Source organism: Ruegeria sp. AB9 (assembly GCF_056542585.1).
In genome coordinates, this window is the sequence record NZ_JBQGAA010000013.1 from 107,327 (window position 1) to 132,956 (window position 25,630).

General features: G+C 56.3%; 34 protein-coding genes and 1 tRNA gene. 20 read left to right on the forward strand and 15 right to left on the reverse strand.

Features of this window, described 5'->3' with window-relative positions; all coding sequences use genetic code 11:
• Window positions 1–98: 98 nt before the first annotated feature.
• From lepA to ACR0K5_RS20255, 5 genes are all read left to right on the forward strand, one after another.
• Complete coding sequence (gene lepA / locus ACR0K5_RS20235) at window positions 99–1,898, forward strand: translation elongation factor 4 (RefSeq protein ID WP_480631344.1); 1,800 nt, start codon at window positions 99–101, stop codon at window positions 1,896–1,898.
• A gap of 136 nt (window positions 1,899–2,034) precedes the next feature.
• Window positions 2,035–2,892 (forward strand): DUF2971 domain-containing protein, encoded by an 858-nt coding sequence (locus ACR0K5_RS20240; protein WP_480631345.1) that lies wholly within the window; start codon window positions 2,035–2,037, stop codon window positions 2,890–2,892.
• Between the two features lie 558 nt (window positions 2,893–3,450).
• Entirely contained in the window at window positions 3,451–3,804 is a 354-nt protein-coding gene (locus ACR0K5_RS20245) for a hypothetical protein (protein WP_480631346.1), read from the forward strand.
• Between the two features lie 80 nt (window positions 3,805–3,884).
• Complete coding sequence (locus ACR0K5_RS20250) at window positions 3,885–4,205, forward strand: hypothetical protein (protein WP_480631347.1); 321 nt, start codon at window positions 3,885–3,887, stop codon at window positions 4,203–4,205.
• A gap of 106 nt (window positions 4,206–4,311) precedes the next feature.
• The gene (locus ACR0K5_RS20255) at window positions 4,312–4,764 is read left to right on the forward strand and encodes a hypothetical protein (RefSeq protein ID WP_480631348.1); all 453 of its coding nucleotides are present in this window, start codon (window positions 4,312–4,314) and stop codon (window positions 4,762–4,764) included.
• 74 nt (window positions 4,765–4,838) lie between these two features.
• Here the strand turns inward: ACR0K5_RS20255 and ACR0K5_RS20260 are convergent, their stop codons facing one another.
• The 3 genes from ACR0K5_RS20260 to ACR0K5_RS20270 form a co-directional block, all read right to left on the reverse strand.
• Window positions 4,839–5,282 carry a type II toxin-antitoxin system Phd/YefM family antitoxin gene (locus tag ACR0K5_RS20260; protein ID WP_480631349.1) on the reverse strand — a complete coding sequence of 148 codons (444 nt, stop codon included), beginning with the start codon at window positions 5,280–5,282 and terminating at the stop codon, window positions 4,839–4,841.
• 828 nt (window positions 5,283–6,110) lie between these two features.
• Window positions 6,111–6,248 (reverse strand): entericidin A/B family lipoprotein, encoded by a 138-nt coding sequence (locus ACR0K5_RS20265; RefSeq protein ID WP_117869646.1) that lies wholly within the window; start codon window positions 6,246–6,248, stop codon window positions 6,111–6,113.
• 61 nt (window positions 6,249–6,309) lie between these two features.
• Complete coding sequence (locus ACR0K5_RS20270) at window positions 6,310–6,651, reverse strand: ArsR/SmtB family transcription factor (protein WP_480631350.1); 342 nt, start codon at window positions 6,649–6,651, stop codon at window positions 6,310–6,312.
• Window positions 6,652–7,018: 367 nt separating this feature from the next.
• Between ACR0K5_RS20270 and ACR0K5_RS20275 the strand changes: the two genes are divergently transcribed.
• The 6 genes from ACR0K5_RS20275 to ACR0K5_RS20300 all read left to right on the forward strand — a co-directional run bounded on the left by ACR0K5_RS20275 (window position 7,019) and on the right by ACR0K5_RS20300 (window position 10,901).
• Complete coding sequence (locus ACR0K5_RS20275; RefSeq protein WP_170454101.1) at window positions 7,019–7,651, forward strand: ATP-dependent Clp protease proteolytic subunit; 633 nt, start codon at window positions 7,019–7,021, stop codon at window positions 7,649–7,651.
• A 131-nt stretch (window positions 7,652–7,782) separates the two neighbouring features.
• Window positions 7,783–9,051: an ATP-dependent Clp protease ATP-binding subunit ClpX gene (clpX, locus tag ACR0K5_RS20280; protein WP_480631351.1), complete on the forward strand. Its 1,269-nt coding sequence runs from the start codon at window positions 7,783–7,785 to the stop codon at window positions 9,049–9,051.
• Between the two features lie 195 nt (window positions 9,052–9,246).
• Entirely contained in the window at window positions 9,247–9,609 is a 363-nt protein-coding gene (locus tag ACR0K5_RS20285) for a RidA family protein (protein ID WP_480631352.1), read from the forward strand.
• 79 nt (window positions 9,610–9,688) lie between these two features.
• On the forward strand, window positions 9,689–10,072 hold the full coding sequence (locus ACR0K5_RS20290; RefSeq protein ID WP_480631353.1) for an NADH:ubiquinone oxidoreductase subunit NDUFA12: 384 nt from the start codon (window positions 9,689–9,691) through the stop codon (window positions 10,070–10,072).
• Between the two features lie 11 nt (window positions 10,073–10,083).
• The gene (gene mlaD / locus ACR0K5_RS20295) at window positions 10,084–10,536 is read left to right on the forward strand and encodes an outer membrane lipid asymmetry maintenance protein MlaD (RefSeq protein ID WP_480631354.1); all 453 of its coding nucleotides are present in this window, start codon (window positions 10,084–10,086) and stop codon (window positions 10,534–10,536) included.
• On the forward strand, window positions 10,533–10,901 hold the full coding sequence (locus ACR0K5_RS20300) for a DUF2155 domain-containing protein (RefSeq protein ID WP_480631355.1): 369 nt from the start codon (window positions 10,533–10,535) through the stop codon (window positions 10,899–10,901). Before mlaD ends, ACR0K5_RS20300 begins: the two co-directional genes overlap by 4 nt.
• Here ACR0K5_RS20300 and aat read toward each other — a convergent pair.
• The 4 genes from aat to ACR0K5_RS20320 form a co-directional block, all read right to left on the reverse strand.
• On the reverse strand, window positions 10,856–11,488 hold the full coding sequence (gene aat, locus ACR0K5_RS20305) for a leucyl/phenylalanyl-tRNA--protein transferase (RefSeq protein WP_480631356.1): 633 nt from the start codon (window positions 11,486–11,488) through the stop codon (window positions 10,856–10,858). The genes ACR0K5_RS20300 and aat overlap by 46 nt on opposite strands.
• A 48-nt stretch (window positions 11,489–11,536) precedes the next feature.
• Window positions 11,537–12,886, reverse strand: a complete 1,350-nt coding sequence (gene accC, locus ACR0K5_RS20310) for an acetyl-CoA carboxylase biotin carboxylase subunit (protein ID WP_480631357.1) — start codon at window positions 12,884–12,886, stop codon at window positions 11,537–11,539.
• 9 nt (window positions 12,887–12,895) lie between these two features.
• The gene (gene accB, locus ACR0K5_RS20315) at window positions 12,896–13,396 is read right to left on the reverse strand and encodes an acetyl-CoA carboxylase biotin carboxyl carrier protein (RefSeq protein WP_480631358.1); all 501 of its coding nucleotides are present in this window, start codon (window positions 13,394–13,396) and stop codon (window positions 12,896–12,898) included.
• Window positions 13,397–13,547: 151 nt separating this feature from the next.
• Window positions 13,548–14,084, reverse strand: coding sequence for a LuxR C-terminal-related transcriptional regulator (locus tag ACR0K5_RS20320; protein ID WP_480631359.1), 537 nt, complete (start codon window positions 14,082–14,084; stop codon window positions 13,548–13,550).
• A 201-nt stretch (window positions 14,085–14,285) separates the two neighbouring features.
• Between ACR0K5_RS20320 and ACR0K5_RS20325 the strand changes: the two genes are divergently transcribed.
• From ACR0K5_RS20325 to ACR0K5_RS20345, 5 genes are all read left to right on the forward strand, one after another.
• The gene (locus ACR0K5_RS20325; protein ID WP_480631360.1) at window positions 14,286–15,578 is read left to right on the forward strand and encodes a helix-turn-helix domain-containing protein; all 1,293 of its coding nucleotides are present in this window, start codon (window positions 14,286–14,288) and stop codon (window positions 15,576–15,578) included.
• 78 nt (window positions 15,579–15,656) lie between these two features.
• Window positions 15,657–16,037: a response regulator transcription factor gene (locus tag ACR0K5_RS20330; protein WP_480631361.1), complete on the forward strand. Its 381-nt coding sequence runs from the start codon at window positions 15,657–15,659 to the stop codon at window positions 16,035–16,037.
• The gene (locus ACR0K5_RS20335) at window positions 16,034–16,342 is read left to right on the forward strand and encodes a hypothetical protein (protein ID WP_480631362.1); all 309 of its coding nucleotides are present in this window, start codon (window positions 16,034–16,036) and stop codon (window positions 16,340–16,342) included. Before ACR0K5_RS20330 ends, ACR0K5_RS20335 begins: the two co-directional genes overlap by 4 nt.
• Window positions 16,342–19,020 carry an ATP-binding protein gene (locus tag ACR0K5_RS20340; RefSeq protein WP_480631363.1) on the forward strand — a complete coding sequence of 893 codons (2,679 nt, stop codon included), beginning with the start codon at window positions 16,342–16,344 and terminating at the stop codon, window positions 19,018–19,020. The genes ACR0K5_RS20335 and ACR0K5_RS20340 overlap by 1 nt, the downstream gene beginning before the upstream one ends.
• A 78-nt stretch (window positions 19,021–19,098) precedes the next feature.
• On the forward strand, window positions 19,099–20,202 hold the full coding sequence (locus ACR0K5_RS20345) for a FliM/FliN family flagellar motor C-terminal domain-containing protein (RefSeq protein ID WP_480631364.1): 1,104 nt from the start codon (window positions 19,099–19,101) through the stop codon (window positions 20,200–20,202).
• A gap of 3 nt (window positions 20,203–20,205) precedes the next feature.
• Here the strand turns inward: ACR0K5_RS20345 and ACR0K5_RS20350 are convergent, their stop codons facing one another.
• The 4 genes from ACR0K5_RS20350 to ACR0K5_RS20365 are packed head-to-tail and all read right to left on the reverse strand — an operon-like array spanning window position 20,206 to window position 22,404.
• Window positions 20,206–20,637, reverse strand: coding sequence for a protein tyrosine phosphatase family protein (locus tag ACR0K5_RS20350; protein WP_480631365.1), 432 nt, complete (start codon window positions 20,635–20,637; stop codon window positions 20,206–20,208).
• Window positions 20,638–20,646: 9 nt separating this feature from the next.
• Window positions 20,647–21,078, reverse strand: a complete 432-nt coding sequence (locus ACR0K5_RS20355) for a DUF6691 family protein (protein ID WP_480631366.1) — start codon at window positions 21,076–21,078, stop codon at window positions 20,647–20,649.
• A complete protein-coding gene (locus tag ACR0K5_RS20360) occupies window positions 21,078–21,506 on the reverse strand; it encodes a YeeE/YedE family protein (protein ID WP_480631367.1) in 429 nt (142 codons plus the stop codon). The genes ACR0K5_RS20355 and ACR0K5_RS20360 overlap by 1 nt, the downstream gene beginning before the upstream one ends.
• 34 nt (window positions 21,507–21,540) lie before the next feature.
• Complete coding sequence (locus ACR0K5_RS20365) at window positions 21,541–22,404, reverse strand: MBL fold metallo-hydrolase (protein WP_480631368.1); 864 nt, start codon at window positions 22,402–22,404, stop codon at window positions 21,541–21,543.
• A gap of 244 nt (window positions 22,405–22,648) precedes the next feature.
• Between ACR0K5_RS20365 and ACR0K5_RS20370 the strand changes: the two genes are divergently transcribed.
• Window positions 22,649–22,861 carry a hypothetical protein gene (locus tag ACR0K5_RS20370; protein ID WP_480631369.1) on the forward strand — a complete coding sequence of 71 codons (213 nt, stop codon included), beginning with the start codon at window positions 22,649–22,651 and terminating at the stop codon, window positions 22,859–22,861.
• A gap of 9 nt (window positions 22,862–22,870) precedes the next feature.
• On the opposite strand, the gene ACR0K5_RS20375 is transcribed toward ACR0K5_RS20370, so the two are convergent.
• Window positions 22,871–23,089 carry a hypothetical protein gene (locus tag ACR0K5_RS20375; RefSeq protein ID WP_257600275.1) on the reverse strand — a complete coding sequence of 73 codons (219 nt, stop codon included), beginning with the start codon at window positions 23,087–23,089 and terminating at the stop codon, window positions 22,871–22,873.
• Window positions 23,090–23,240: 151 nt separating this feature from the next.
• Here ACR0K5_RS20375 and ACR0K5_RS20380 point away from each other — a divergent pair, with 151 nt between their 5' ends.
• Together ACR0K5_RS20380 and ACR0K5_RS20385 are read left to right on the forward strand one after the other, a co-directional pair.
• Entirely contained in the window at window positions 23,241–23,507 is a 267-nt protein-coding gene (locus ACR0K5_RS20380) for a DUF2312 domain-containing protein (protein WP_480631370.1), read from the forward strand.
• Window positions 23,508–23,665: 158 nt separating this feature from the next.
• Window positions 23,666–23,751 (forward strand) — tRNA-Leu (locus ACR0K5_RS20385).
• 172 nt (window positions 23,752–23,923) lie between these two features.
• Here ACR0K5_RS20385 and ACR0K5_RS20390 read toward each other — a convergent pair.
• Window positions 23,924–24,325, reverse strand: coding sequence for a hypothetical protein (locus tag ACR0K5_RS20390; RefSeq protein ID WP_480631371.1), 402 nt, complete (start codon window positions 24,323–24,325; stop codon window positions 23,924–23,926).
• Complete coding sequence (locus tag ACR0K5_RS20395; RefSeq protein WP_480631372.1) at window positions 24,322–24,528, reverse strand: hypothetical protein; 207 nt, start codon at window positions 24,526–24,528, stop codon at window positions 24,322–24,324. The genes ACR0K5_RS20390 and ACR0K5_RS20395 overlap by 4 nt, the downstream gene beginning before the upstream one ends.
• 98 nt (window positions 24,529–24,626) lie before the next feature.
• Between ACR0K5_RS20395 and ACR0K5_RS20400 the strand changes: the two genes are divergently transcribed.
• Window positions 24,627–24,773 carry a hypothetical protein gene (locus ACR0K5_RS20400; protein WP_480631373.1) on the forward strand — a complete coding sequence of 49 codons (147 nt, stop codon included), beginning with the start codon at window positions 24,627–24,629 and terminating at the stop codon, window positions 24,771–24,773.
• Window positions 24,774–25,019: 246 nt separating this feature from the next.
• Here ACR0K5_RS20400 and ACR0K5_RS20405 read toward each other — a convergent pair.
• Window positions 25,020–25,630 (reverse strand): tail assembly protein (locus ACR0K5_RS20405; RefSeq protein ID WP_480631374.1); only part of this gene is annotated, 611 nt, incomplete at its 5' end.

Consider the following 25,630-nt stretch of genomic DNA (forward strand, 5'->3'; position numbering starts at 1 on the left):
CTTTCCCGCCGGCAATCGCTTTGTTCAACAAGCCAGGCACTAAAACTCTGACGCGTCTCTATTGACCCGCCCTTCAATCTCTCTCATATCCCCAACCCATGACAGACCTCGCTCATATCCGCAATTTCTCCATCGTCGCGCATATCGACCATGGCAAATCCACCCTTGCTGACCGGCTCATCCAAGAGACCGGAACGGTCAAGGACCGCGACATGAAGGAACAGCTGCTCGACAGCATGGATATCGAGCGCGAGCGTGGCATCACCATCAAGGCCAACACGGTTCGCATCGATTACACCGCCGATAATGGCGAGCATTACGTGCTGAACCTGATCGACACCCCCGGTCACGTAGACTTTGCCTATGAGGTCTCGCGATCCATGCGCGCGGTCGAAGGCTCTCTGCTGGTCGTGGACTCGACCCAAGGGGTTGAGGCGCAGACGCTGGCCAACGTGTATCAGGCCATCGACGCTGATCATGAGATCGTGCCGGTGCTGAACAAGATCGATTTGCCCGCGTCCGACTGTGACCGCGTGGCGGAACAGATCGAGGATGTGATCGGCATCGACGCGACCGACGCCATTCAGGTCAGTGCCAAGACGGGGCAGGGCATCCATGAAACGCTGGAAGCCATCGTACAGCAACTGCCCGCGCCGCAGGGCAATCTGGACGCGCCGCTCAAGGCGATGCTGGTGGATTCGTGGTACGACGCCTATCTCGGCGTCATCGTTCTGGTCCGTATCATGGACGGCACATTGAAAAAGGGGATGCGGGTCAAGTTCATGTCGAACAACACCCTGCATCATGTCGACCGCGTCGGCGTCTTCCGCCCCGAGATGGAGATGGTGGACTCGCTTGGCCCCGGTGAGATCGGCTTTCTGACCGCCTCGATCAAACAGGTCCGCGACACCCGCGTCGGTGACACCATCACCAATGACCGCAACGGCGCCGAAATTGCGCTGGACGGCTTCAAGCCTGCGCAACCGGTGGTGTTCTGCGGGCTCTTCCCCGTCGACAGTTCCGAATTCGAAGACCTGCGCGACGCGATCGACAAACTGGCCCTGAACGACGCCAGCTTCAGCTTTGAAATGGAAACCTCGGCCGCGCTGGGCTTTGGCTTCCGCTGCGGCTTCCTGGGCCTGTTGCACCTTGAGGTCATCCGAGACCGCATCGAACGCGAATACGATATCGAGCTCATCACCACCGCGCCGTCGGTGATCTATCACGTCTACATGAAAGACGGCGAGATGATCGAGCTGCACAACCCCGCCGACATGCCCGACCCCTCCAAGGTCGACCATATCGAGGAACCGCGCATCAAGGCGACCATTCTGGTGCCTGATGAATACCTCGGCGACGTGCTGAAACTCTGCCAAGACCGCCGTGGTATCCAGCTGGACCTGACCTATGCGGGCTCCCGCGCCATGGTCGTCTATGACCTGCCGCTGAACGAGGTGGTCTTTGACTTCTACGACCGCCTGAAATCGGTGACCAAGGGCTATGCCTCGTTCGACTACCAGATGACCGGCTACACGCAGGATAATCTGGTCAAGATGTCGGTGCTGGTGAATGACGAACCTGTCGATGCGCTGTCGACCATGGTTCACCGCGACCGGGCCGAGATGCGGGGCCGGGCGATGTGCGAAAAACTGAAAGACCTGATCCCGCGCCACATGTTCAAAATCCCGATCCAGGCCGCCATCGGAGGCAAGGTCATCGCCCGCGAGACCCTCTCGGCCCTGCGCAAGGACGTGACCGCGAAATGTTACGGAGGCGACGCCACGCGGAAACGCAAACTGCTGGACAAGCAGAAGGCGGGTAAGAAAAAGATGCGCCAGTTCGGGAAGGTGGATATCCCGCAGGAGGCGTTTATTTCAGCGTTGAAGATGGACAGCTAGGCTGTCCATTTTTTTCAATGTGGTTTATGGTATCGCTGCTATTTTTTTGATTCTGCGTTAAAAATGGAGCCTGCACTGTTTTCTTTTAAATTTCATCTTTGACTGTTGAATAAAAAGCCTTGGAGTAGGTTTAGTGTTGGCACCGCTTCCCGATTGGCTCTACAGATATAGGCCGAATGGAACATCGCATTTTGAGGATGAAATTGAAAAAGCCCTGCAAGGGAAAGTATTTCTAAGTTCCGTTAGTAACTTGAACGACCCTTTCGACTTCAGGCCTTCTTATGAGGCCTCCAATACTAGAAGTGTGCTAGAACTTCTAAAGAGCATACATGGACGAAAACCATCACTCTCAAAAAAGCGGATAGAGAAATTAGTTAAGAGGCGGCTTACCAGAGGTGAATATCGTTGGCATGCGAGAAAGCTGCGACCAAGCGTTACGCTGGCAAAGGCTGAAATTGCTGCCGGGCAAAAGATAATTAAAGATCAGGGCCGTTTGGGGCGTCTTGCGTGTTTTTCTGAAGAGCGACAGAATATCCCGATGTGGGCTCATTATGCAAACGACCACAAAGGAATTTGCTTAGTATATCGTTTAAGTGCGGATGCGGTCGACTACGTTAACGATATCGTGCCGTTTAAAGTTGTATATCAAGATTTCAGACCGGTATTAACAACGCTCGACATAATGCGCTTTGCAAATAAATACACGGGTAAACTCAAAGATTCAACGACACCTGAAAAGGTTATGGAGGCGATCTATCTGCGGAAAAGTAAGCATTGGTCTTATGAAAATGAGTGGCGATTATTCGACTCTTCTAATGCGGACCCGAAGTATCACCACATTCCTTCACTAGAAGTTCAAGGCGTAATAATTGGCCTGCGAGCGGAAGAGAAAACTATTCAGACTATCAAAGAAATAGTGAATTCACGTGTCCAAGTTTTGAAGCTGTCTAGAGCTGAAGATAGATTTGGGTTTAACGAGACGGAGATCACTTAGCTTATACAGACTATGCCGAGGCAATATTCTTTTTTTGACCTCCCGTCCGGCGGCACCGCCGGGCCGCGCCGACCCGCCCCCATGGGGCGGCGCGTTTGCGCCTCCCCTCGGGTCGGTCGCGGCCCTCATCGCCCTTGATCAACCGTTGCAAGCGCGTTTACGCCCGGGCGGCTCCGCCCGTTCGTGGTCGGTGGTGCAGGTCCAGAAAGTCAAAAAATATCAAAATGACACTTGCAGCAAAGCTCCAGCCTGTTAACCTTTGTTAACGTATTGATTTATGAGTAAAACTGGAGTTTCAAATGCGTCATTTAATTCTATTGGCAATCATCACCACATTTACCGCAACGACGGCTTTCGCGCATGGCGGCGGGTGCCGGAAAAGCTCACCTCCGGGGCAATGCTGCCACGCTGGCTCAAAGCCCTATCACTGCCATTGAGTTTGTAAGGCGGGCTGAAGCCCGCCTTACTATCCGGGCAGGAATGTCCATATTTCTGAAATCCCGAAAAAAGTGATACACTCCCCTCATTCCAAACAAGTTTTTCACAGGGGAAAGTGTTATGGACCCGCAGCTGCGTTCTCATATTTCGATGCATCGTCTCGACCATTATTACGACGTCATGCGCACCTCGATCTTTGCTTATGTCGCCATCGCCGCAATCATCGGGTTTGGACCCGAGGGGGTTGCTCTGCCGTTGATCGTGTTGGTGATCGCGGTGACGGCCTATGGTGTTCTTGCCGGCAAAACCGCGCTGGAAGACGTCGAGAATCTGAGGGGTGACATGACCGAGGAGTTTGCGCAGACCAGTTTCGCCCGGGGGTTGAAGGCGCGTAACATGAAAGGGCTGATCCTGACGTCGAATGTATTGCTCGGTCTGATCGGGCTGGTCGAACTTATCGCGATTGTGTTCTGACCGACTGTGACCAGCCTCACAGCCTAAACCCTGCCGACCTGCTAGTGTTGACCCCACGGCAACCTCGGCAGGAGGCCCCTATGTCAACATCCATGATTCCCATCATCGCCCTCGGCTCGGCGGGTCTCTATTCCGTTGCCATGATCTCGATGAAGTTCTGGTGGAAACTTCCCGGTGTTGGTCTGACCCTTCTGATCGTCGCTACATTGCTGGCCGCCGCAACGCTGGAACTCGCCGCGCTGCGCAACGAACGGCTGGGCATCATCTATACCGGCATTCTGGGGGCCGAGGTGGTGCTGATTGCTATCGCCTCGTATTTCCTGTTCGGCGAAAACTTTTCCTATCGCGAGGGGATCGGCATCGCGCTGGTCATTTTTGGGACAGCTCTGGCCTGGGCCTGAGTTCCAAGTCTAAGCCTCCTCTGAACCAATCATGAAGTTTCCCTTAGGTAAGTTGCAACCCGCCCGGGCTCTCCCAATCTGTTTACCAGACAGAAGGAGAGAGCCCATGACCAGATATATGACTGCCGGAGCAGCCGCTTTGGCCACGACCCTCACCCTTGGAACGGCCGCGTTGGCCGATACCATGCCTGACCTGCGCGGCACATGGACGGGAAGCTATACCACCGTCGGCCCGAACCGGACCACAACCGGGGACGCCCCGCGCTTTAACGATGCCGAGTGGGTGTTGGACATCCAGAAGCAGCAGGACAACGTGTTCTGGGGCCCCAGCAAGTGGCGTTCGAATGCCTCACAGGATTGGCGAGTCATGGATGTGACCGGTACCATCAGCCTGGATGATCCGACCCGGGTCAGCATCGTCGAAAGTTCGGCCGATCCCGAGGTCGGTGTGAACGCCCTGATCGATGCCCGCTATCAGGACGGCAAAATCTATGCGGACTTCCGTAGCCTGCGTCGAGGAACGACCTACAGCACCGTTCTGGAACGTCAGGTGAACTGAAGCGTGTCCGGCCCGGTCGGATTGTAGGGGGTATGTACCGCCGCTGCACACAGACTGCGGTGGAGGGTAGTAGGTTACCCCGGTCGGGTCGGGCCGCTTCTCACAAAACTGAACCATCGTCTCCACAGCGAGGAGGCGGGCCGGGCGGCCAGTTCTCCGCCTTCGACAGGATCCAGACCGCCCCGCGCAAGAATGCGGCGTTCCTCGGCACGGGTCATCTGGATCTCGCGAACTTTCAGCGCGGCCTCGCGCGCGGTGACATAGGTGCCGTCCGGTCCCGGTTCCATCCCCGGAATGTTGCGTCCCCGCGACCACATCCCGCGAATACCCGACAGCGGGTGCTTCCATCCGATCTCATCATCATCCTGTAAATGCCAGATCCGGTTCACCTCGGCAATTGAGACCAGAGCGGCCAGCGGTTTGCCGTGCCGGGTCAGAATAATCACCTCGCGCGGGTCCTGTGCACGGGTGACGAGCGCGCCCAGATGGGCACGGGCATGGGAAATGGTGCAACGCATCGGCGAATCTCCATGTGTACGATTCGAAAGATTGGTGGTCCGAGAGTTGTACAAACCGTGCAATTTTCACCTAATGGCGCGTACGGCGGCCTTTGCATCTGCAGCATTGGGTGAAAATCGTGTGTCTGACCTAAGTCTGAACATTTCCCGGTTCAAACATGCGTGGATTCAAAATTTCTCGGATTATCCACAAAGATTTCCCGGCAGATATAAACAATTTATCCCCGTTTAAATTTCATGCTGCAGTGCTATTTTCTTGTCGGATGCGAGGCGTAATGCAACAGTCTGATCACCGCACAGGTTCTTCGGAACTGAAAGTGGAACGCAAAGGCCCGGGGGTCTTGGCAGAGAGAGCGGATCTTAGGATTTGTGTTGAACTGCAATGACTTACCGGTGGGTTATCAGCCGAGTATGGGTTTCGTACCCAAGTCGGATGGCTACCTTCTCAGAAGGCCGATGCACGCTGCGATGTTCCTTCGGGGTCAAAGTAGCAGCTGCAGTCTCTTAGGGGGCTGGGCAACTGGATCGAAGTGTCCTTCGGGGCGCAACGACCCGGTAAGGCGTCAGGAGTGTCCGAAAGGATGTATGCAAAGACCGCGTCTGCGCACCTGACGCCTTTTCCTTTGCCGTATTTCGGTTTCATACAGGCTACCACTCACCCCTGCCGAAAGGGAACGGGGCTCTTCTGCGTGTGCAAAAGAGCCCCAATTTAGCGTCAGATGATGCAATGCCGCGTCTATGCACCTGTGAGGTTAAGCTACCGCGATCAGATGCTTCTTTCAACCATATATTGAGGTGTGCTCCGCGAGTGACGCAAAATAAGGTGCGTTATAGGCTTTCCTGCACATCGGTTGCTGCGCCCTGGATGGCATCTCCGGCTTTTTCGATGTCCTTGCCAGCGCCTTTTGCGGTTTCGCAGGCCGTCAGCGCAAACAGGCTCAGACCAATCAGAATTACGCGGATCATATTCGTCTCCTTAGTGCTCGATCGTTTTTCGGTAGCACCTTTTTTCAGGCGCAGCCAGTTCTTAGGTTTCTGCGTCGCCACAGAAAAGTTCGTAAACGACTTCGAGCATGCGGCGCGGACGCTCATCCGCAAGACGATAATAGATGGCCTTACCTTCCCTGCGCGGTGTCACCAACCCTTCAAGTCGCAGGCGGGAAAGTTGTTGGGAAACAGCGGCTTGCCTGGCGGAAAGCAATTCTTCCAGTTCCGTGACAGATTTTTCGCCGGATACGAGGTGACACAGGATCATCAACCGGCCTTCGTGGCTTATTGCCTTGAGGAAATTGGATGCGCGCGTTGCGTTAGTGACCATGCGGTCAAAATCTTCTCGTGACATGTCTTGGGACAGCTGGGGAAGTGCCATCGATTTTGTTCCTTGCAAACCCGTTGGCCGGGCGTTGTTTCCGCGGCGGAAAGGGCTGTGAGTGCGAGCCCTTTCAGTACATGTTTCGTACATTTATTTCTATATGTATGAATCAAAATACCGTGATGAGTGAAGGGGAATTCAGATTGAACGTTCCCTCAACGCAAATTGACCCATGAAACTCCTGAACGCGCCCGGCTGATCGGTCCTGGAAACAACGGGTGGTTCTCTTCGAAGATTGATGACGATCAATATTCGGTCCGCGTTCTTACTTGTCCCCCTTGCAGCCCCCCGGAGCCGACACTAAGACTCAGGTAACACTTGTTGGGATATTGTCCCGATCCATAGCAAAACAGGCAGGTTGCGAATGTTCGATCCCGTAGATACCTACATGAATACGCTTGTTCCCATGGTCGTTGAGCAGACCAGCCGGGGCGAGCGTGCCTATGATATTTTTTCTCGCCTGCTGAAAGAGCGGATCATCTTTATCAACGGACCGATTCATGACGGGATGAGCCATCTTGTTGTGGCGCAGTTGCTGCATCTCGAGGCGGAAAACCCGAACAAAGAAATCTCGATCTACATCAACTCGCCCGGCGGAGTGGTGACCAGCGGTTTGTCGATTTACGACACAATGCAGTACATCAAGCCAAAATGTTCAACATTGGTGATCGGTCAGGCGGCCTCGATGGGCTCGGTCCTTTTGGCCGGTGGTGAGAAGGGAATGCGTTTTTCGCTGCCCAACAGTCGCATCATGGTCCATCAGCCCAGCGGTGGATATCAGGGCCAGGCCAGCGATATCATGATTCACGCAGCTGAAACCCAAAAGCTGAAGGATCGTTTGTATGACATCTACGTGCGTCATACCGGTCAGACCAAAAAGGCGGTTGAAAAAGCACTGGACCGTGACAATTTCATGAGCCCGGAAGAGGCGAAAGAATGGGGTCACATCGACGAGATCGTCGAGAACCGCGCGAAAATGGACACGGAAGAGGCCTGAGGCCAATACCCCGCGTCACCGGCGCGGGGGTCATTTTGAGATTGTAGCCGCCAGAGTGCTGGCCTAAGCTGCACATACAGGCGAAAGCGCGCCCCGAAAGGGGTGCAGGGACGAAGCCCGAAAGGTAGATCATGGCGACGAATTCAGGCGGCGACGGGAAAAACACGCTCTACTGCAGCTTCTGCGGCAAAAGCCAGCATGAAGTTCGTAAGCTGATCGCGGGCCCGACCGTTTTCATCTGTGATGAATGTGTTGAGCTGTGCATGGATATCATCCGTGAAGAGACCAAGGCCAGCGGGCTGAAGTCATCTGACGGTGTTCCTACGCCCAAGGATATCTGTGAAGTTCTGGACGATTATGTGATCGGTCAGGCCACAGCAAAGCGGGTTCTGTCGGTTGCTGTTCACAACCACTACAAACGTCTGAACCATGCGCAGAAAGCGGGCAGCGATATCGAACTGGCGAAGTCGAACATCCTGCTGATAGGTCCGACCGGTTGCGGTAAGACACTGCTGGCTCAGACATTGGCGCGTATTCTGGACGTCCCTTTTACGATGGCGGACGCGACCACGCTGACCGAAGCCGGGTATGTGGGGGAGGATGTCGAAAACATCATTCTCAAGTTGCTTCAAGCCAGTGAATACAATGTCGAACGTGCGCAGCGCGGAATCGTTTATATCGACGAGGTCGACAAGATTACCCGCAAGTCCGAGAACCCTTCGATCACGCGCGACGTGTCGGGTGAGGGTGTGCAGCAGGCTTTGTTGAAGCTGATGGAAGGTACCGTGGCCAGCGTTCCTCCACAGGGTGGACGCAAGCATCCTCAGCAGGAATTTCTGCAGGTGGACACCACGAACATCCTGTTCATCTGTGGCGGCGCGTTTGCGGGTCTGGACAAGATTATCGCGCAGCGGGGCAAAGGCTCGGCCATGGGCTTCGGTGCCGATGTGCGCGACAATGATGACCGCGGTGTGGGCGAGATCTTTAAGGATCTGGAGCCCGAGGATCTGTTGAAGTTTGGCTTGATCCCGGAATTCGTCGGTCGTCTGCCGGTTCTGGCAACGCTTGAGGATCTGGATGAAGACGCATTGGTCACCATCCTGACCAAGCCCAAGAACGCGTTGGTCAAGCAATATCAGCGTCTGTTCGAACTGGAAGATGTTGAACTCGACTTCACGGATGATGCTCTGAAAGCCATTTCCAAAAAGGCCATCGAGCGCAAAACCGGCGCGCGGGGTCTGCGGTCGATCCTGGAAGATATTCTGCTGGATACCATGTTCGAACTGCCGGGCATGAAGAATGTCAGCGAAGTCGTTGTGAACGAAGAGGCGGTAACCTCCGAGTCTCAGCCTCTGTTTATCTATGCCGATGCTGCACCGGAATCGGCATCGGCCGGTTAAACTCGGCCTTTGACCACAGCTGTGGTTTCATGTGTTGAACCGGTTGTGGGGGCTCTGCCCCCGCTACCATTCGGGCATCTTCCCCGAAGTATTTTCAGCCAGATAAACCGGGGATCTTTCGTTACTTTCGGGAAGATTTTTGGGTGTGAGCGTGGGCAGGTTCCGCGGTTTTCCAAGCGGTAAAGGTATATGACTATGAAGATTCAACGCATTTCTTCGGGCGGTGAGTTCGAGGCCAAGGTTGGATATTGCCGTGCGGTGGTCGCGGGTGGTTGGGTTCATGTGGCCGGTACAGTTGGGCAGGGCGAAGGTGCGGTCGAACAATGCCGATCGGCGCTGGCTATTATTGAACAGGCATTGGCAGAGGCAGGCGCAAGCTTTGAAGATGTGGTTCGCGTTACCTACATGTTGCCTGATCGCAGCGAGTTTGAACCGTGCTGGCCGATTCTGGCCGAAGCTTTTGGAGCCAATCCTCCAGCAGCGACAATGATCGAATGTGGTTTGATCGATCCAAAGTTCAGAATCGAGATCGAAGTGACCGCCTTTTTGCCGGAGTGACGCAGGTGGCCTCAGGGGCACTGGACCTTGGCGGGCCTTTGGTCCATACCTTTCCTCGACGAAATGCCGGAGGCACCCGATGGGAATCCTGAACAGTCTTTTGCGAGCCGTGACCTGGTGGAATGGGTCAACTCTGAACACTCAGATCTACACCGCGCGCAAAGGCGTGAAAGTGGGCGAAGACAATGAAGGCAACGTGTTTTATCGCAATGCCGATGACAGCAAGCGTTGGGTGATATTCAATGGCGAGGCGGAAGCCAGCCGGATTGACCCTGAATGGCATGGTTGGTTGCACCGCACCTGGGACGAGCCTCCGACTGATAGACCGCTGCCGCACAAATCGTGGGAAAAACCACATCAGGAAAACCTGACCGGCACCGCGCTGGCCTATGCTCCTGCCGGATCGCTGCGTCGCGCAGAGCCGATTGAGCGTAAGGACTATGAGGCCTGGAGCCCGGAATAAACGAGGCGAAAATGTCGACCCATAACTGGACCGAAGTTCTTGTCGGCGGCGTCGTATTGGCCGGTGCCCTGGCATTTGGTGTTTATGCCAGCCAATCAACAGGCTTATCGCAGGGTGCTGCCGGGTATGAACTGGGCGCGTCTTTCAGGTCGCTGGAGGGAGTAGGGGTCGGCACGGATGTTCGCCTTGCCGGTGTCAAGATAGGTACCGTGACGGGTGTCAGCCTGAACCCGGACACTTACCGCGCTGATACGACCTTCACCATTGCCGACGGAATTCTGGTTCCGGACGACAGCGCGATCGTGATTTCCTCCGAGGGTCTGCTGGGGGGCAACTTTGTCGAGGTGATGCCCGGAGGATCACCTTTCTTCTTTGACCCCGGTGATGAGATCGAGGATACGCAGGGCGCAGTCAGCCTGATTTCGCTTCTGGTCAAGTTTGTAGCCGGAGACGGCGGCGAATGATCCGCGCCGCGTTTCTGGCCCTGTTGCTGGCTGGCACCGGCGCGGCCGCGCAGCAGAAAGTTCAGTCTGGCCCCGGGGCCATGTTGCGTGGCTTGGATAAGGTCAACGGCCAGACCGTCGATGTCGAATTGCAGACCGGCCAAACCGGGGCGGTTTTTGGGTTGGATGTTGCTTTGGGGGATTGTCGTTACCCCGTTGACAACCCAACGGGTGACGCATTTGCCTATCTGACAATCTGGGAGACCGGAAAGGCCGATCAGCTTTTTGACGGCTGGATGATTGCCACATCCCCGGCATTAAACGCGCTGGATCACGCGCGTTATGACGTTTGGGTCATTCGCTGTATCACGCCAGCTGCGGACTGATGTAGGGGCGCCGTAAAATCGGCGCTGAGGTTCAAGGCCTCTTCCAGCTCTTTCTTGTAGGCACCGCGCGGGATTTCAATGGCACCCAGAGACGCCAGATGCGCAGTTAGGAACTGCGTATCAAACAAGTGGAAACCCGTCTGCCGCAGGCGGTCCACAAGATAGGCGAGGGCGATTTTCGACGCGTCTTTACGTCGTGAAAACATGCTTTCGCCAAAGAAAGCCGCCCCCAAGGTCACGCCAAAGACGCCACCTACGAGGGTGTTGTTTGCCCAAACCTCCAGTGAATGCGCGTGGCCGGTATGGTGCAATTGGCGATAAAGGTCATGCAGATCGGCATTGATCCAGGTGTCGGCCCTGTCGGCGCAGCCGTCGACGACACCGGAAAAGTCCTGGTCGATTGAGATATCGAAGCCGCAGTTTCGGATACGGCGTGCAAGGCTCCGAGAAATGTGAAACCCGTTCAGTGGAAAGACGCCGCGGAGCTTGGGATCGACCCAGAACAGATCGGGGTCGTCGCGATGTTCTGCCATCGGAAATATACCGATGGAATAGCCATGCAGCAAAAGTTCGGGGGACAAGCTCATGTCAGGTATGAGGCAACCGGAGGGCACGAGCCCTCCGGTCCATGATGATTACTGTTCCATATTCTCCGCAAGCCAGCGCTCCAGCCAGTGGATGTTGTAGTCGCCGCTGTGCAGGTCGGGTTCTTGCAGCAGGGCATGAAACAGAGGAACCGTGGTGTCGATGCCGTCGACAATCAATTCTCCCAGTGCGCGTTCCAGACGGGCCAGCGCTTCTGCCCGGTCACGACCCTGCACGATCAGTTTGGCGATCAGAGAGTCGTAATAGGGCGGGATCGAGTAGCCGTCGTAGAGCGCAGAATCCATCCGCACACCCAAACCACCCGGCGCGTGATACGCGGTGATCTTGCCGGGGCAGGGCGAGAAATTGGGCAGTTTTTCGGCGTTTATCCGAACCTCAATGGCGTGGCCGTTGATTTCCAGATCGTCTTGCCCGAATGACATATCTTCGCCGGCAGCAACGAGGATTTGTTCGCGCACCAGATCGACACCGAAGATGCCTTCGGTCACCGGGTGTTCTACCTGCAGACGGGTGTTCATCTCGATGAAATAGAACTCGCCATTCTCATACAGGAATTCGATGGTGCCGGCGCCGATATAGTTGATTTTGGCGACAGCATCTGCGCAGACCTTGCCGATCTTGGCCCGTTCCTCTGGCGTGATGCAGGGACCGGGGGCTTCTTCGAACACCTTCTGGTGGCGGCGTTGCAAGGAACAGTCGCGTTCACCCAGATGCACCGCCTTGCCCTTACCGTCGCCAAAGACCTGAATCTCGATATGGCGCGGCGTGGTCAGGTATTTCTCGATATAGACCTCGTCATTGCCAAAGGCGGCCTTGCCCTCGGCACGCGCGGTCATGAAGGCGCTTTCCATTTCATTTGCGTTCATCGCGACTTTCATGCCGCGACCGCCGCCACCTGCGGTGGCTTTGATGATGACGGGATACCCGAATTCCTCACCGATCTTCTTGGCAGCCGCAAGATCAGGCACTCCGCCATCCGAACCGGGCACGCAAGGTACACCCAGAGCCTTCATCGTATCCTTGGCGGTGATCTTGTCACCCATGATGCGGATGTGTTCGGCGGTGGGGCCAATGAATGTGATGCCGTGATCTTCGACGATCTGCACGAACTCGGCATTCTCGGACAGGAAGCCGTAGCCGGGATGGATCGCCTGTGCGCCGGTGATTTCACAGGCTGAGATGATAGCGGGCACCGACAGATAGCTTTGTGGGCTGGGCGGAGGGCCGATGCACACCGATTCGTCCGCCATGCGCACATGCATCGCGTCGCTGTCAGCGGTGGAGTGGACGGCAACCGTCTTTATCCCCATCTCGCGGGCGGCGCGGATAACGCGCAGGGCGATCTCGCCTCGGTTGGCAATCAGAATCTTGTCGAACATGGGCCCGCCTTACTCGATAATGACCAGAGGGGTGCCGAATTCCACAGCGTCGCCATCACCGACCAGAACACGCTTGACGGTACCCGATTTGGGCGCGTGGATGTGGTTCATTGTCTTCATTGCTTCGACGATCAGCAGAGTGTCGCCTTCGGAAACGGAAGCGCCGACCGAAATGAATGCAGGCGCGCCGGGCTCGGGTTGCATGTAGACAGTTCCAACCATTGGAGAGGTCACAGCGCCAGGGTGGCTGGCCGGATCTTCCTGAGCAGCAGGTGCTTCAGCTGCGGCCGGGGCAGCTGCGGGAGCGGCCGCAGGGGCCGGTGCCGCAGCAGGTACTGCGACCTGAACCGGAGCGGCTGCAGTCTGGGTCATCCGGCTGACGCGGACATTCAGGCTGTCATCGTCGCCATATTCGCGCATGACTTCCAGTTCGGTCAGGTCGTTGTCGCGCAGCAACTCGGCCAGAGCTTTGATGAATGCCACATCCGCTTCGTGTTTGGTATCTGTCATGAGTGTCCTCGACGGTTCCCCTTTGGCCCGTCTGTTTTTTGCGGGCTCTGATCAAATTACGCAGGGTTATAGGCTAAGCGGCGGTGCATGAAAAGCGTCGACTCGCACCATCAAAGGCAGGATTCTCGCATAATTTAAAGGGTTGGGCAGGTCACAGGGGCATCCCTGACAATTTGGCGACAAGTTCGGGCAGTTTGCGCGCGCCGAATTTCTCAAGCAGGCGGGCCCGATAGGCCTCGATTGTGCGGTAACTCAGCCCAAGTTCCACACCGATTTCCTTGGCCGACAGGCCTCGGCAGGACAGGATGGCCACTTCGCGTTCACGAACGGTCAATTCGACAATTGGCCGTTCTTCCGAGATGTCGGAGAAGCTCCAAATTCCATGCCGGAACGGGTCATCTGGCGTTAAGGATCGGCCACGGGCGCGGCACCAGAACAAATCACCATTTCGGCGACGCATGACGCGCTCGTCTGTGTAGTATCCGGTGTCACGCATCACTTGTAGGCTGCGTTCCCCGATCCTCTCCCAATCGGCAACCGAGGGGTAGAGATGCAGCAGCGGCATGTTTCGGTAATCGGCCTCTTCCCCGCCAAAGGTGCGGGAGAATTGCAGATTGCAGCGTCTGATGATCCGGTTTTCCAGCTCAACAAGCCCGATCGGCGCATATTCAAAAGCGGGGTCACTCATTTGCCTATCGTGCAGGGAAACCACGCGGAATAGAAGGGGGGATGCGATTTCTTATGTCCGACAATGCGCCATGGTGGTTTCATGCGTTTTGACGCATTTGTTAAGGCTGTAAATACGGTTTGAAAATTTGTGGGTAAACAGCAGAAACACATGATATGTTCTGAAAACAAATGACCACGCTCTGGTCAGGAGAATGCAAGCATGCGCGATATGTTGACAGGAAGCCGCATTCGGGAACGGCGACAGATCGCCGGGCTTCGGCAGGCGGAACTTGCGCGTCTCGCCGGGATATCGGCGTCTTATCTGAACCTGATCGAACATAACCGTCGCCGGATAGGGGGCAAGTTGCTGGTGGACATAGCGTCTGCATTGGCGATTGAACCTTCTGTCCTGACCCAGGGGATTGAGGCGACTCTTGTGTCGGCTTTGCGGGAGGCTGCGGATGATGCAGTCGGACAACAAGCTGAAGTTGACGGGTTGGAAGAATTCGCCGGGCGGTTTCCCGGGTGGGCAGGGGTTCTTGCGCAGATGCACCGCCGGGTTATTTCGCTTGAGCGGAATGTCGAGACATTGTCGGACCGTCTGACCCATGACCCTCATCTGGCTGCGTCCATGCACGAGGTGCTATCCACCGCTGCTGCGATTCGTTCAACGGCCGCAATTCTTGCAGACACCGAGGATATCGAAGCCGAATGGCGTGAGCGGTTTCACAAGAACCTGCATCAGGATGCAGAGCGGTTGGCGGGCAGTTCCAAGGCGCTTGTGACCTTTCTGGACGAGAGCGACTCGTCAGTGGACCCGCGTGGTGTTCCGCTTGAGGAGGTCGAAGCATTCTTCGAATCTCGTAGGTACAGTTTTCCGGAACTTGAAGAAGGGGAAGATGTGGACGCCGTTGATCTGAGCAGTCTCAATACGTCAGCTGCCCGTACGGTGGCGCGCCAGGTTCTGAAAATGTACCGCACTGATGCGACGGCATTGCCGCTGGATGCTCTCAGGTCGAATCTGCTGGAAGGCGAATCAGATCCCGTCGCGTTGGCGCACCGTTTCTCGGTGGACGTCGCCACCGTTCTCAGACGGCTGGCTTTTTTGCCTGATGGCGTGTTGGCGCCGCCGGTTGGTATGGTGTTGTGCGATGCCTCCGGCAGCATTTTGTTTCTCAAACCGATTCCGGGTTTTGCTTTGCCAAGGCATGGAGAAGTTTGCCCGCTATGGCCTTTGTTTACAGCCTTAAGTCGCCCGTTGGTTCCGGTTCGCAAACAAGTTGTTCAAATGGGTCGGGCCTCTGCCGAATTCGAGTGTTTTGCCTACGCTTGGCCTTACGCCGTGTCGGGTTACGATCAGGAACCCGCCTATCGCTCGGTTATGCTGGTTCGTTCGGTCAAGGAAACGACAGGTGACGCCCCGGTAACGCAGGTTGGGCCGAACTGCCGTGTCTGCCCCAGCAGTGTGTGCAAAGCCCGCCGTGAACCGTCGATTTTGAGCGAAGGTTTTTGACACTTTCCCGCCAGAACGCTTAATCTGACGGGGACCGGTTCCGGGATGGATGACCGGTTATGGGGAGGAACTTAAAATATGAGCCGTAAGGTTCTGTTGATCGAGGACGAGCCAAACATTGCCGAAGCAATCCGGTTCCTGCTGACCCGCGAGGGATGGCAAGTCGAAACGCATGGCGACGGAACGGACGCAGTTCAGGTGATTCAGGGGGCTCAGCCCGATCTGGTCATTCTGGACGTCATGCTGCCGGGTAAGAGCGGTATGGATATTCTGCGGGATATCCGAGAGATGGAAGAGCTGGCAGGCTTGCCGGTTTTGATGTTGACGGCGCGCGGTCAATCGCGTGATCGGGAAATGGCCGAAAACGCAGGTGTCAGCCGTTTCATGACCAAACCGTTTTCTAACGCCGAAGTTCTAACTGCCGTGCGCGATCTTCACGCGCAGGCGACACGATTATGATGTCTGGCGAGGGCAATAAGGATAAACCACCGGTCCCAAGACCCTCGCTTTTTCTCGAGCGTCAAAGCTATCGCCGCCGCAGGCTGACGGATGCCGCGCGGCTTCTGCCTTTCTTGGGGGCGGCTCTGCTGGCCCTTCCGTTGCTGTGGCCCGACCAATCCAGCGGGGATGCGGCGGTCTCATTGTCTTCGGCGATGTACTATATCTTTGTCTGCTGGGGGGTGCTGATTCTGGTGGGGTTGGTTTTTGGTATTGCCGCCCGCCGTATGGGCGCTCGCGAAGAACGTGACGCGGACGCTGAGTGATGGCTACAATAAACGTTCTGATCCTGGTGTGCCTTGGCTATGTTGTCTTTCTGTTCGCAGTAGCCTTCGCGGCTGATCGCATGGCTGCGGCGGGTCGGGGCAAATGGCTGCGATCGTCTCTGATATATACGTTGTCGCTGTCGATCTATTGCACCGCCTGGACTTTCTACGGTGCGGTGGGCAGTGCCGCGCGATCCGGGTTGGAGTTTGTCACCATTTATCTTGGCCCCACTCTGGTGATGGTCAGTTGGTGGTGGGGATTGCGCAAGTTGGTGAGGGTCGGTCGTAGTCAGCGGGTAACCTCCATCGCGGATCTGCTGTCATCGCGCTATGGCAAGTCAAACACATTGGCCGTGTGTGTGACGATTCTGGCGGTTCTTGGCGGGACTCCCTACATCGCGCTTCAACTGCAATCGATAACCCTGTCCTTCTCGATCTTCGCCGAAGCCGATCCGTCCGGTCTGTATCGCGAAGGGTCCAGTGTGTTTTGGGTAGCAGCAGGGCTGGCCGTGTTTGCCATTCTCTTTGGCACACGCAATCTGGATGTAAACGAGCGCCACCACGGTGTCGTCACGGCCATCGCCGTTGAAGCCGTTGTCAAACTGTTTGCGCTGATCGCTGTGGGTGTTTTCGTGGTGTGGGGCATTGCAGGTGGCGTTGGCCCGATGATGGATCGGATCGATGCCTCGGATATCGGACAGTGGAATGTCGATGCCGGGCGCTGGACGACTTTCATTTTCCTGTCCGCCGCCGCCTTTATCTGCCTGCCGCGCATGTTTCAGGTGATGGTCGTGGAAAACGATGACGAAGGGCATCTCAGAACAGCCGCCTGGGCCTTCCCTCTCTACCTGCTGCTCATGAGCCTGTTTGTCCTGCCAATCGCCGTCGTGGGTCTGGACCTTTTGCCAAAAGGAGCCAACCCCGATCTGTTCGTGCTGACAGTACCGTTGTCGCAGGGCAATGACTGGCTGGCTATGCTTTCCTTTATCGGTGGATTTTCATCCGCAACATCGATGGTTATCGTCAGTGCAATGGCCCTGTCGACGATGGTGTCAAACCACGTGGTCATGCCCATATGGCTGAACACGCATGAAGGCACGGGGTCGGTCTCGGGCGATGTGCGAAGCATCGTTCTGATAGCGCGCCGTGTGTCCATCGCCGTCATTATGGCACTGGGTTACTTCTACTACCGGTTGTCGGGAGGTGGCGCGGCACTGGCCTCGATTGGATTGATCGCCTTTGCAGGTATCTCGCAGATTCTGCCTGCTCTGGTCGGGGGGCTGTTCTGGCGCGGTGCAACCCGCACAGGGGCGCTGGTCGGGCTGACTGTTGGCTTCATACTATGGATATATACGCTGCTGTTGCCAGGTATGGGCGAGCCCTGGATGCCAGAGGCCGTGCTGCAAAACGGGTTGTTCGGCCTTGGTTGGTTGCGCCCTCATGCTCTGTTCGGGATCGAAGGGATCGATCCGATGGTCCATACTGTGATGTGGTCCCTGTCCCTGAATACAGTTGCATTTTGCGTGGCGTCCCTGCTGAGTTTTCCCAGCCCTCTTGAGCGCTTGCAGGGGGCGCAGTTCGTCAACGTTTTCGATCACTCGGTTTCACCTCGTGGCTGGTCCGGGTCGGTGGCGCAAAGCGAAGACCTAATGATTATGACACAGCGTATTCTTGGTACTGCTCCAGCGCAGGAGTTCTTTCACGCCGAGGCCGAAAAACAAGGTGGTCGGTCGCATATGCCGGAACCGACGCCAGGATTTCTCAACCGTCTGGAGCGAGAGTTGAGCGGGTCGGTTGGCACCGCCACGGCACATGCGATGATCGCTCAGATCGTGGGTGGGTCTTCGGTTTCGGTTGAAGACCTGCTGGCGGTGGCGGATGAATCGGCACAGCTGTTGGAGTATTCGGGTCAGCTGGAGGAGAAGTCGTCCGAATTGACCCGCACGGCGCGCCAACTGCGCGAAGCAAACACCAAGCTCACACAGATTTCCGAGCAAAAAGATAGCTTCCTAAGCCAGGTCAGTCACGAGTTGCGTACGCCAATGACCTCAATCCGGGCGTTTTCTGAGATCATGCGGGATACTGATGGCCTGAGCAGAGAGGAACAGACTCGTTATGCTGCAATCATTCACGATGAGGCACTACGCCTGACCCGGCTTCTGGACGACCTGCTGGATTTGAGCGTTCTTGAAAACGGACAGGTCAGTTTGAACCTCAGCGATGACAGTTTGCGTTCGGTTCTGGACCGTTCTGTGTCCAGCGCGCTGGCAGGAGCGGACCGGAAGATCGCGGTCCGGCGCACTCTTTCCGCAGAACGGATTTCTCTGCATACTGATCTGGACCGGTTGGGGCAGGTGTTCATCAATCTGATCTCGAACGCACAGAAATACTGTGATGCGGAAGAGCCGGTACTGATCATATCAGCCCACGACGTCGGTGGGCGAGTTATCATCGATTTCATCGACAATGGCAGTGGCATTCCACCCGGCGCGCGTTCGATGGTGTTCGAGAAATTTGCCCGGGTCGGCGTCGACAAAGCAGGGGGCGCGGGCCTGGGTTTGGCCATTTGTCGCGAGATTATGCAGCGGTTGGGTGGTGAGATCACATACCTGCCCGGGCAGGGCGGTGCGGCTTTCAGGGTCAGCATGCCTCTGGCTTTTCAGCAGGCTGCGCAGTGACCAAGTCATAAAGAACTTCGTAACGTTCGACAGGGTAAACCTGTAGCCAGTTGTTGGAACAATTGGTGATCGGGCGTCATGTCACAGACCGTCAGTGCCGCTTTGGCGCGCAAACTGTCCGTTGGACAAAAAGACCTGGGGGATCGTCCGCGTTCAGTCCTGCGGGCGCTGCGTTTGGGTTTTGCGCGGGCTGCGCGCGACCGATTGAACCTAGCCTTGGCTGTCATCGGGGCAAAGCAAACCTGCCGCTCTCAGGATGATTTGGTCGAACCTGTTGGTCGGGATTGGCTGCTGTTGGTGTTTGATGGGCCGGAAGGCCGCGCTGCGGCTTGTCTGAATCCGCACGCGGTGTCCGCGATTGTGCAAACCCAGACCATCGGTGAAGTAATGCCCGGCGATCCCGACCCAAGGGTATTCACGGATACAGACGCCGCCATGGTGGCGCCATTTATCGAAGCCGCGCTGACCCTTGCAGCCGGTTTGATCGACGCTGCGGCCGAGCAGATTTGCCTAGCTGGATATGAGTTTTTCGCACGTTTGGAAGATTCGCGCGGCTTGTCGTTGGCCATGTCCGAAGATACATACCGCGTCTTCGATCTGACGGTTGATCTGGCCAACGGGGTGCAGCAGGGGCAAATTTCAGTTTTTCTTCCGGATCATCCTGTTATGCCGGACAATTTTGATGAAGGCGCAGAACCAGCCGGTCCGCGAATTGAGCAGTCATCGGGCGTTGTTCGGGCGGACCTGAACGCCGTTTTGTGCCGGATGTCGCTGCCATTGTCCGATTTGTCAGCAATGCAAGTCGGAAATGTTCTGCCATTGCGTGGGGCACGTTTGGACCGAACCGAGATATTGACCATCGACCGAACACCAACGGGCATCGGTCGTCTTGGTCAATGTGGTGGCTTGCGGGCCGTTCGAATGAACGAACATGCAGCTTTGCCCACCTTATCGGGGTTTGATGCGCAGGAGTTTATTGAAAGCAGAGGAAGAATGCAGCCGCACGACAATTTTGATGAACCCGCCGTAGGAGCCATGGAAGTGACACCTCCGGCAACTGGGGACGAGGGCTTGGCTCCGGTGGAAAACGGTTTGTCACTGAATGATTCTGAACGGGTGGTCGCCGAGATTTCGCAATTGGCGGGCCTTGGCGTTGCCGATACAAGTACCAGCGCCGAATAAAGCTTAATCCGCCTTGCTGCGAATTTGGTCCAATGCAGGACGCAGGTTTTCCAGTTGGTATCCGGCATTTGTCGTCGCGCTCAGAATGTCGTCCGTGCTCATGCGGTCGCACTGGCCAAGGGCCCAGACTACAGAACACCGGGTGCCCGAAGCGCAATACGCCAGAACCGGGCCATTGCAGTTCTCTGCCAAGTCGCGCTGCCGCATTACATTTTCGGGCGTCATGGTCTGGTGGGTCAGTTCCAACACCTCGTATTCCATACCCGCTGCACGAACGGCTTCACCGATTGCGTCGGATTGCATAATCGTGGGAACTTCAACATTGGGCCGGTTGCAGATCACCTTGACGAAACCTGCCGCGGCAATCGCCGGGACATCGTCAACTGTGATTTGCGGCGAAACGGCATAGCGGGGCGTGATCGGTCGAATCTCCATGCCAAATCCTTAGGCCGCGTTTGCAGCTCTGTCCAGTTGCGCGCCCAGCGTTGGCGCCATGAACATGCCCGCAGCCATCGCGGTCAAAAAGACCAGGCCGCCAAATCCACCATAAGTCAGTGAGGCCATCGCTGGTCCGGGGCAAAGTCCGGCCAAGCCCCAGCCCATCCCAAAAAGAACCGAACCCACGATGAGCCTGCGATCAACCTCAGGCCTTGCGGGGGGCGGAAAATTGCCTCCGGTCAGGGCTTTGCGTCCGGTCGTCAATCTCCAGGCCACAAGCATCGGCAGGATGGCCCCACCCATCACGAAGGCCAGGGTCGGGTCCCAGTTTCCGAATACATCCAACCAACCCTGAACTTTGGTCGTGTCTGTCATACCCGAAATCAACAATCCGGCACCGAACAGTGATCCGGCAAGTAGAGCAATGAAAAGGCGCATCAGATCAGCCCCCAAACATGACGCAGCAGAACGAGGGTCACACCCCCTGCGAGGATATAGAAAACGGTGGCAACGATGCCGCGCAGAGAAAACCGCGAGATGCCACATACCCCGTGACCAGACGTGCAGCCATTGGCGATACGTGTTCCGACACCAACCAGAAGCCCGGCCAGAACAACAAGGCCCAGATTGCTGGTGAGATGCGTTTGGACCTCGGGTGCGATCAGGGGGCGCAGCAGAAGTGGCATGCCGATAAGCCCTGCAATAAAGACCAGCCGTTCGGCCACGGTATCACGGGCCTTACCATCGACAAGGCCACCCAGAATCCCGCTGGCACCCATGATCCTGCCATTTCCAAGCAGGTACACAGCTCCGCCCAGGCCAATCAGCAAACCGCCGCACAGCCCCCAGATCCACTCGATGTTCATGTGGGTTATTCCTTTTTGATCGACTATACTTGCGTTAGATTTTGTTCACCGGCAGTTTCAGAAAAACATCGCCTTGCTCATCGGCTGGCGGCATTTGACCGGCTCGCATATTGATCTGCAGAGAGGGCAGGATCAGGCGCGGCATGGCCAACGTGGCATCCCGGGCGTCACGCATTTCCACGAATTCTTCGATGCTGCGCCCTTGCCCGATATGGACATTGAGCGCTTTCTGTTCACCTACCGTTGTTTCCCACGCGTATTCATCGCGGCCTGGCGCTTTGTAGTCGTGCCCGACATAGATGCGCGTTTCGTCCGGCAGCGACAGGATTTTCTGGATCGATTCAAACAACGTCGCTGAGGACCCTCCGGGAAAATCGCAGCGGGCTGTTCCGAAATCGGGCATGAACAGTGTGTCGCCGACAAAGGCGGCGTCGCCTATGACATAAGTCAGGCAAGCTGGGGTATGGCCCGGGGTGTGCAGTACATCGCCGCGCATCTGGCCGATATGAAAACTGTCACCTTCCGAGAATAAGGCATCGAACTGGCTGCCGTCCCGCTGGAACTCGGTTCCTTCATTGAACACTTTGCCGAATGTGTCCTGCACCGTGACGATCTGAGCGCCAATTCCTATTTTGCCGCCCAGTTCCTGCTGCAGATAGGGGGCCGCAGACAGGTGATCGGCGTGAACGTGGCTTTCCAGAATCCACTCAACCTTGAGATCGTGACCGCGCACGAAGTCGATGATTGCGTCAGCCGATTTTGTCGCCGTGCGTCCCGATGCATGATCGAAATCCAGAACGCTGTCGATGATGGCGCAGGCCCGCCCTTGCGGCTCGTGAACAACGTAGGACACCGTGAAGGTCTGATCGTCAAAAAACGCTTTCACTGCGGGTGTCATGATTTCCTCCGTACAGGTTGTCGGCATCATATATTTAAAATGGAATGTGATGCAACATCGAACCTGCATTTGATGCGGGTCAAGGCATTCACGATTAAATCTGCTTAAACTTTAGCCCATCCGCGCCGGATTGCCGAAAACACGAATGTGTTGGGCAATATCCCGCACAAGTTCAGGTTAATATCAGCGGGTCTTATTCCCGTTACTTATATCTGGGATACTGGCAACACTCTGGGAGGATATTATGACAACAAGTCTTTATTCCGAAGCCGAACGGCTTGAACAAGAGCTCAGGAATGCGTGCTTGGATACGCGCTTGGCGCTTCAACCGAGTGTAAGCAAGGTTGTTAACCGTATGCGGCAAGAAGGGATTGAAGTGCCGTCCCGTCTGCGTCGTCTGGATGCGGCCTTGTGCGAAGACGCTATCGAAGCGCAGTTCGATAACTTGCCGGTTTGAAACGAGCGGTCATCCGAAGGATATCCCGAGGATGACCAGCATCAATCCAAGGACGGACAGGAACAAAGACGCCAGATTCCAGGGCAATACGCCCTGAACGGTCGCGCGCAGTTCGTCATCCGACAGACCGGCCTTGCGCGCTTTCATCACGCGAAGAATACACCAGACCAGGCCGGCGAGCCCGGCCAAAGAAAGGGCTGCACCGCCCCAGGTGATGAATTCGAACATGGTGCCCCACATTTCCTTGTGAACTACCCCGCGCTTAACGGATCGGATCACGCCGTACAAGTGCGCCCCGGGGATTGGGTGCTTGCGACCCGGGCGGCAGCATTGTATCCGGCATCCTGCATCAGATTTTCAGCCTTTGGGAGAGACGCATATGGAAGACATCATCGAAGATCAGGCCGCCGCCAACTATCGCGTGACCGCAGGCGAGTTGCGCCAGTTCATCGAACGGTTCGAGCGTCTGGATGCGGAGAAAAAAGATCTGGCCGAGCAACAAAAAGAAGTCATGGCTGAAGCCAAGGCACGGGGCTATGACACCAAGGTCATGCGCAAGGTGGTTGCATTGCGCAAGCGCGACAAGGACGACATTGCCGAAGAAGAGGCGGTGTTGGAAATGTACAAAGAAGCGTTGGGTATGTGACTTCTAACCGGGGGAGGGGCTCAGCCGCTCCCTTACTGCGATGGCGAGCAGGGGTCATAGTTTTCCACTAAAATTCCTGCCTCGATTGCGCCAAAGCACATTGTTCTCATCTCGTTGTGCTTGTAAGGAAATTGCAGGGTCCTCGGGAACTGCGCCGTGCGGGCGTGATGGAATGGTAGACATATCAGACTTAAAATCTGAAGGGCGTATGCCCGTGTGGGTTCGAGTCCCACCGCCCGCACCAAGTTTTTAAGCAATATCATTGTTTTTCAATGGGTTGTAACTTTTGACCTTGCTTTGGTCCCACTAATAGGCCCACTTGAGGCAATCAGTGCTGAGTGTATCCCTGATGTTCCTGAGATGTGGAAAAGCGCCCCCAATTCTGAGGGCGCTCTTGTGAATGCTCGATTCGTCGTTCACCGGATCAAGGCATCAAATCCGGCTTGGATTGTTCCTATTCCAGCGGCCCATTCCTTGCAGTACATATCCTTAATGGCGTCTCCACAGGTTCTCATGTAAACCCGGTATTGGGCTGAGAGGCCTTCCAATGTCGTCGCCTTAGTCTTCACGATTACATCTGCCAATTCGTGCATTCGATCAAAAATCGGATCTGTTGCGACCTCGAATTCGCCCGCGCTGAGCAGCTGGTCATCGTACATCTTGTCATATCGAAGGTACTCAGCCCACAGCCTATCTGATTCCTCGCACATGACAATCAGCGGATCGGTAGGCTTCGTATCTGCCAACGATGGGCAGACGGGCGCGGCTATGGCGGCGATTCCACCTGTTAGAACGGCTCTACGTGCCACTTTGCTCATGACGCCACCTCCAGTGCATTGACGCTATCCAGAGCGGCGTTCAGCTTGGCTGCACGTCCACGGGCGATTTCGACAAGCGTAAAGCCTTCATCATTCAGATCGGGGACTGTTCGCAGCGCCATGACGGCTGCCAGGACGGATTGAATAGCCAGCGCTTCAGACTGCATCTGCGCGCGTGTCATCTTCGTGTTGGATGTGTTCATTGGTTTACTCTCGGTTGTGGCTTTCTAGGGCCGTGCCAGAAACCGCCTGGCGCCGGGGTGCTAGAAACCTGCCGAGAGACAGGCGTGACGTTTTTCGCGTGAGCGTCTTGCATGGCGTCACCACCCCGACCTATATTGGTCAGGTGCGTGAGCGCCGCCAAGCGTTCACAGTTTCAACCGCTCCACGCGCCAACGTGGAAACCTCGCCAAAGGTCTTTGCGGTCTATCTCGGTCAGGCTTTCTAGGGCCAACGACAAGCTACACCCAAAAGCAGTTTCTACGCAATGGCCCTTCGGGGCCTGCTGCGTCTTGTGAAGCCGGAAGGGCGGGCACCCACCCGGGCACCGGGCGCGTTGTGATTACGTGCTGGTTCTGCGCCGCGTCCTGCAATGAAAGGAATTTGGAGGGTCAGGACCGCGCAGAGTCGGGGTTTACCCACTCACCGACTGACGGGGTTGCTTCGGCCTATGTCAAAGCCAGGCGCAGCCAGCCTATCCGCCGAATATCCCGATACCAGCGGGGAAATTAGGGAAGTATGGGCCCGGAGGCGAAGACGGCGCAGCCGGAACAAAGGCGCGGTCCTCGACATGGATTGCCGCCGAAACAACGACTGACCCTACTTCGCATTCGCCGACCAGCACAGGAACAGCCACACCCGGCGTGGACACGTTCAGCGAATTGCCGAAGAGTTCCGACCGGGGCTGTTCCCGCTCATCGTAGTCAGGGGTTGTGGGCGTGGGCGCGAGAAGCTGGGCGGCACCCCCCAAAGCCAGCGCCGCACCAGCTTTGAACGCAAAACCCGCAGCACCTAAAGTGGGGGTAAGGACAGGAATGAAAGCCGCCGCAATTAACAGACTGCCGACAAGTATTTTTCCCAACCCACCGCGCTTGGCACCGGCCGCACAGGGGACGATGTGCATCTCGGTTTCATCGTCAGCGAAAACGACGCGCAGCTCCTGCGGATCCTGATCGCGCCCATCGATCTCCGCGCCGCGAAAGACCTGATAATAGCCGTCGTGAACATGCTCCTGAAACCCTTTGACCATCGAGCAAAGCGCCCGCACGGCCTCGGCCGGGCTTTCAACAGCCAAACGAATTTCCC

Excerpts from the sequence above, each read along its gene's own strand:
- lepA (WP_480631344.1), top strand. The coding sequence starts at position 99 with ATGACAGACCTCGCTCATATCCGCAATTTCTCCATCGTCGCGCATATC.
- ACR0K5_RS20245 (WP_480631346.1), top strand. The coding sequence starts at position 3,451 with ATGGACCCGCAGCTGCGTTCTCATATTTCGATGCATCGTCTCGACCAT.
- ACR0K5_RS20250 (WP_480631347.1), top strand. The coding sequence starts at position 3,885 with ATGTCAACATCCATGATTCCCATCATCGCCCTCGGCTCGGCGGGTCTC.
- ACR0K5_RS20255 (WP_480631348.1), top strand. The coding sequence starts at position 4,312 with ATGACCAGATATATGACTGCCGGAGCAGCCGCTTTGGCCACGACCCTC.
- ACR0K5_RS20260 (WP_480631349.1), bottom strand. The coding sequence starts at position 5,282 with ATGCGTTGCACCATTTCCCATGCCCGTGCCCATCTGGGCGCGCTCGTC.
- ACR0K5_RS20265 (WP_117869646.1), bottom strand. The coding sequence starts at position 6,248 with ATGATCCGCGTAATTCTGATTGGTCTGAGCCTGTTTGCGCTGACGGCC.
- ACR0K5_RS20270 (WP_480631350.1), bottom strand. The coding sequence starts at position 6,651 with ATGGCACTTCCCCAGCTGTCCCAAGACATGTCACGAGAAGATTTTGAC.
- ACR0K5_RS20275 (WP_170454101.1), top strand. The coding sequence starts at position 7,019 with ATGTTCGATCCCGTAGATACCTACATGAATACGCTTGTTCCCATGGTC.
- clpX (WP_480631351.1), top strand. The coding sequence starts at position 7,783 with ATGGCGACGAATTCAGGCGGCGACGGGAAAAACACGCTCTACTGCAGC.
- ACR0K5_RS20285 (WP_480631352.1), top strand. The coding sequence starts at position 9,247 with ATGAAGATTCAACGCATTTCTTCGGGCGGTGAGTTCGAGGCCAAGGTT.
- ACR0K5_RS20290 (WP_480631353.1), top strand. The coding sequence starts at position 9,689 with ATGGGAATCCTGAACAGTCTTTTGCGAGCCGTGACCTGGTGGAATGGG.
- mlaD (WP_480631354.1), top strand. The coding sequence starts at position 10,084 with ATGTCGACCCATAACTGGACCGAAGTTCTTGTCGGCGGCGTCGTATTG.
- ACR0K5_RS20300 (WP_480631355.1), top strand. The coding sequence starts at position 10,533 with ATGATCCGCGCCGCGTTTCTGGCCCTGTTGCTGGCTGGCACCGGCGCG.
- aat (WP_480631356.1), bottom strand. The coding sequence starts at position 11,488 with ATGAGCTTGTCCCCCGAACTTTTGCTGCATGGCTATTCCATCGGTATA.
- accC (WP_480631357.1), bottom strand. The coding sequence starts at position 12,886 with ATGTTCGACAAGATTCTGATTGCCAACCGAGGCGAGATCGCCCTGCGC.
- accB (WP_480631358.1), bottom strand. The coding sequence starts at position 13,396 with ATGACAGATACCAAACACGAAGCGGATGTGGCATTCATCAAAGCTCTG.
- ACR0K5_RS20320 (WP_480631359.1), bottom strand. The coding sequence starts at position 14,084 with ATGAGTGACCCCGCTTTTGAATATGCGCCGATCGGGCTTGTTGAGCTG.
- ACR0K5_RS20325 (WP_480631360.1), top strand. The coding sequence starts at position 14,286 with ATGCGCGATATGTTGACAGGAAGCCGCATTCGGGAACGGCGACAGATC.
- ACR0K5_RS20330 (WP_480631361.1), top strand. The coding sequence starts at position 15,657 with ATGAGCCGTAAGGTTCTGTTGATCGAGGACGAGCCAAACATTGCCGAA.
- ACR0K5_RS20335 (WP_480631362.1), top strand. The coding sequence starts at position 16,034 with ATGATGTCTGGCGAGGGCAATAAGGATAAACCACCGGTCCCAAGACCC.
- ACR0K5_RS20340 (WP_480631363.1), top strand. The coding sequence starts at position 16,342 with ATGGCTACAATAAACGTTCTGATCCTGGTGTGCCTTGGCTATGTTGTC.
- ACR0K5_RS20345 (WP_480631364.1), top strand. The coding sequence starts at position 19,099 with ATGTCACAGACCGTCAGTGCCGCTTTGGCGCGCAAACTGTCCGTTGGA.
- ACR0K5_RS20350 (WP_480631365.1), bottom strand. The coding sequence starts at position 20,637 with ATGGAGATTCGACCGATCACGCCCCGCTATGCCGTTTCGCCGCAAATC.
- ACR0K5_RS20355 (WP_480631366.1), bottom strand. The coding sequence starts at position 21,078 with ATGCGCCTTTTCATTGCTCTACTTGCCGGATCACTGTTCGGTGCCGGA.
- ACR0K5_RS20360 (WP_480631367.1), bottom strand. The coding sequence starts at position 21,506 with ATGAACATCGAGTGGATCTGGGGGCTGTGCGGCGGTTTGCTGATTGGC.
- ACR0K5_RS20365 (WP_480631368.1), bottom strand. The coding sequence starts at position 22,404 with ATGACACCCGCAGTGAAAGCGTTTTTTGACGATCAGACCTTCACGGTG.
- ACR0K5_RS20370 (WP_480631369.1), top strand. The coding sequence starts at position 22,649 with ATGACAACAAGTCTTTATTCCGAAGCCGAACGGCTTGAACAAGAGCTC.
- ACR0K5_RS20375 (WP_257600275.1), bottom strand. The coding sequence starts at position 23,089 with ATGTTCGAATTCATCACCTGGGGCGGTGCAGCCCTTTCTTTGGCCGGG.
- ACR0K5_RS20380 (WP_480631370.1), top strand. The coding sequence starts at position 23,241 with ATGGAAGACATCATCGAAGATCAGGCCGCCGCCAACTATCGCGTGACC.
- ACR0K5_RS20390 (WP_480631371.1), bottom strand. The coding sequence starts at position 24,325 with ATGAGCAAAGTGGCACGTAGAGCCGTTCTAACAGGTGGAATCGCCGCC.
- ACR0K5_RS20395 (WP_480631372.1), bottom strand. The coding sequence starts at position 24,528 with ATGAACACATCCAACACGAAGATGACACGCGCGCAGATGCAGTCTGAA.